The organism is Streptomyces hygroscopicus subsp. hygroscopicus, assembly GCF_001553455.1.
GTDB classification, from domain to species: Bacteria; Actinomycetota; Actinomycetes; order Streptomycetales; family Streptomycetaceae; genus Streptomyces; species Streptomyces hygroscopicus.
Genome location: NZ_BBOX01000556.1, coordinates 1 through 4,212, shown reverse-complemented (window position 1 = coordinate 4,212; position 4,212 = coordinate 1). Strand labels below are relative to the sequence as shown.

Genomic DNA, 4,212 nt, shown 5'->3' with positions numbered 1-4,212 from the left:
CCCTTCGAACACCTGGTGGAAGTCCTCAACCCCGAGCGGTCACTGGCCCACCAACCGCTCTTCCAAGTCGCCCTCGTGTGGCAGAACATGCCCAGCGCCGACATCGAGATCCCCGGTCTCCTCGCGGTGCCCGAGTTCATCAACACGGACACCGCGAAGTTCGACATCTCCGTCCATGTGATGGCCCGCCGGGATGCCGAGGACAGGCCCGCCCATCTCGAAGGCGGCGTGGAGTTCAGCACGGACGTGTTCGACCGGTCGACGGTGATGTCGTTGGTGGACCGGCTGGAGCGGTTCCTGAAAGCAGTCACCAGCGATCCGGATTCCCCGATCAGCGCGGTCGGTCTGCTGGAACCGTCCGAGCGTGAGCGACTACTGGTGGAGTGGAACAACACCACCACGAACCCCGGCTGGGACGCCGAGTCGGATTCGGAGCCGGATTCGGACGCGCGTACCGGGACGGTGTGGGTTACGGACTTGTTCGCGCGGCAGGTGGAGCGGGTGCCCGAGGCCACCGCCGTCATGTTCGGCGACCGCACGCTCACCTACGCGGAACTGGACGCCGCGTCCAACCAACTGGCCCGACTGCTCATCGCCGAGGGCGCCGGACCCGAACGCATCGTCGCCCTGGCCCTCCCCCGCTCCATCGACCTGGTCGTGGCCATCCTCGCCGTCCTCAAAACCGGCGCCGCCTACCTGCCCATCGACCCCAACTACCCCACCGAACGCGTGGCGTACATGCTGCACGACGCCACCCCCGCCCTCGCCCTGACCACCACCGCCCTGCGTCCGGTCTTCCACGACCAGCCCCTGACCACCGTGGAATACGACGCACCCAAAACCACCCACCGCCTGACCGAACAGAACCCAGCCCCCATCACCGACACCGACCGCACACACCCCCTCACCCCCCACAACCCCGCCTATGTGATCTACACCTCCGGCTCCACCGGCACCCCCAAAGGCGTCACCGTCCCCCACACCGGCACCACCCACATGGTTGCCACCCAGATCAACACCCTCACCCTGGCGGAGAACAACCGCGTCCTCCAGTTCGCCTCACCCAGCTTCGACGCAGCGTTCTCGGAGTTGTGGATGGCGCTGGGCTCGGGGGCGACACTCGTCATGGCCGACGCCCAGCAGCTGCTGCCCGGCGCCGGACTGGCGGAGACCATGGCCCAGTACGGCGTCACCCACGCCACACTCACCCCCAGCACACTCGCCGCCGTCCCCCACGAACACCTGCCCACCCTCACCCACCTCATCGTCGCAGGCGAGGCATGCCCACCCGAACTCGCAGCACAATGGGCACCAGGCCGACAGATGTTCAACGCCTACGGACCCACCGAATCCACCGTCTGCGCGACCATGAGCCCACCCCTGTCCGCCACCGACGCCTCCCATCCCCCCATCGGCCGCCCCATCCAGGGCACCAACGTCTACGTCCTGGACAGGCGCCTACAGCCAGTTCCGGTGGGCGTACCGGGTGAGCTGTACCTCGCCGGTGCCGGAGTGGCCCGCGGCTACCTGGGCCGACCGGACCTCACCGCATCACGCTTCATCGCCGACCCCTACACCCCCAACGCCACCGGCGCCCGGATGTACCGGACCGGAGACATGGTCCGCTGGCGCGCCGACGGCCAGCTGGAATACCTCGGACGCGCCGACGACCAGGTCAAGATCCGCGGCTTCCGCATCGAACCCGACGAGATCGCCTCCACACTGCTCCAGCACCCCGCGGTGGACCAGGCCGCTGTCATCGCCCGCGAGGACCGGCCCGGCGACAGCCGACTGGTCGGATACATCGTCCCGGCCCGGGAGAACGAGGAGGACCGCCGGCAGTCCGGTGACCGCCAGGTCCAGGGGTGGCAGCAGGTCTACGACGATCACTACACCACGGCCGACTCCGTCCCCCTCGGCACGAACTTCCATGGCTGGAACAGCAGTTACACCAAGGAGCCGATTCCGTCGGTCCAGATGCGAGCCTGGCGAGACGAGACCGTACGAAGGATCCTCGAGCTCGGTCCCCGGAACGTTCTGGAGATAGGAGTGGGCGCCGGCCTGCTGCTCAGCGAAGCGGCACCCTCGTGCGAGAGCTACTGGGGCACCGATCTCTCCAGGGAGGTCATCGATCGGCTGCGCCGTCAGGTCGCCGAGCGGCCGGACCTGGCGAACCGCACGGAGCTGCGCTGCCAGCCCGCCGACGATGTCGACGGGCTGCCGCAGAACTTCTTCGATGTCGTCGTGATCAACTCGGTCGTGCAGTACTTCCCGCACGCGGACTACCTCGCCGATGTGCTGCGCTCTGCCACCCGGCTGCTCGCACCCGGTGGCGCCGTCTTCGTCGGTGACGTTCGCAACAAGCGGCTCGCTTCCTGCTTCCACACAGCAGTGCAACTGCACCAAGCGGATCCGTCGGAAAAAGCGGGAGCGATCATCAGCGCGGCCGAGCAGGCCATGGTGTTCGAGAAGGAGCTGCTGGTCGACCCGGACTTCTTCCCGGCACTCGTCCACCACACGCCCGGCCTGGAGTGGGTGGACATCCAGCTCAAGGCAGGACCCCACCACAACGAACTCAGCCGCTACCGCTACGACGTGGTACTGCACACGCGACCGGGTGACGGGGAACGACTCCTCGCGGAGGCCCCCCAGTTGCGCTGGGGCACCGATCTCGCAGACGTCGAGGAGCTTCTCCAGCGGCTGGATGACGACGCACCCGCCGTGCTGTGTGTGGCGGCCATCCCCAACAGCCGCCTGGTCCAGGAAGCCGCGGCGAACGACATCCTTCGCGGTGGTGGCTCCCTCACGGACGCCCTGGCAGCGCTCAGGAGCCCGGCGGGCGAGGGCGCGGTGGATCCCCACGAACTGGCCACATCGGCCGCCGCCCGGGGTTATCGCACGATCACGCGGTGGTCACAGGACCACCGCCGGCTGGACGCCGTCTGCGTGAGAGCCGACCTGGCCATCGCGCCGGTCTGGTCCGGCCAGTCTCCGGTTCCGTCGACCGGCGGGTTCTCGCCGAGCAGGTTCACCAACAGCCCTGCGAGCGTCCGTGACGTGGGCGCTCTGGCCAGTACCGTGCGGCAGTTCGTGGCCGACCGGTTGCCGGAGTACATGGTGCCGTCGGCCGTGGTGGTGCTGGACGAGCTGCCGCTGACCGTCAACGGCAAGCTCGACCGCCGCGCGCTGCCCGCGCCCGACTACACGGCCGGGACCATCGCACGCGGACCGCGTACACCGGCGGAAGAGATCCTGTGCGGCCTGTTCGCCGAGGTACTCGGCCTGACCGAGGTCGGTGTAGACCAGAGCTTCTTCGATCTGGGCGGACACTCCCTGCTCGCCACCCGCCTGATCGCACGCATACGCACCACCTTCGGCGTCGAGCTGGGTGTGCGCACCCTGTTCGAAACACCCACCGTGGCGGGGCTGGCACAGCAGGTCAGCGGAGCGGGTGCGGCCCGCACCGCTCTCGTACCGGCCCAACGGCCCGACACCATCCCCCTGTCCTTCGCACAGGCCCGCCTGTGGTTCCTCCACCGCCTCGAAGGCCCCTCCCCCACCTACAACATGCCGCTCATTCTCCGGCTGACCGGGCAGGTGGACGTCGCGGCGCTGGAGGCGGCACTCGCCGATGTCGTGGCACGCCACGAGAGTCTGCGGACCGTCTTCCCGGAGATCGACGGTGTGCCACAGCAGCGCGTTCTGCCGGTGCGGGAGGCCCGGCCGCAACTGACCGTCACCCCCGTGGACGCCTCCGAACTGGACACGGCACTGGCCACCGCCGCACGCCACACCTTCGACCTCGAGACGGACATCCCGCTGTGGGCGCAGCTGCTCCGCGTCAGCGCGGAAGAGCACGCCCTGGTGCTGGTGGTGCACCACATCGCCAGCGACGGATGGTCGATGGCACCTCTCGCCCGCGATCTGAGCACGGCCTTCCAGGCGCGGTGTGCGGGGCGGGAGCCGGGGTGGGCCGAGCTGCCGGTGCAGTACGCGGACTACACGCTGTGGCAACGCGACCTCCTGGGCGACGTCGAAGACCCCAGCAGTCAGATCTCCGCGCAGGTGGAGTACTGGAAGCAGACGCTGGCGGGATTGCCGGACCGCATCAGTCTCCCCACGGATCGTCCCTATCCGCAGACCGCCTCGCACGAGGGACGGACGGTTACCTTCGAGTGGCCCGCCGATCTGCACACCCGGCTGGAAGAGCTG

The 4,212-nt window shown here is 68.6% G+C and carries 1 protein-coding gene; it reads left to right on the top strand.

Annotated elements, in window-relative coordinates; all coding sequences use genetic code 11:
• On the top strand, positions 1 to 4,212 hold a 4,212-nt coding region (locus AXW62_RS38540), incomplete at both ends, for a non-ribosomal peptide synthetase (RefSeq protein WP_159061076.1).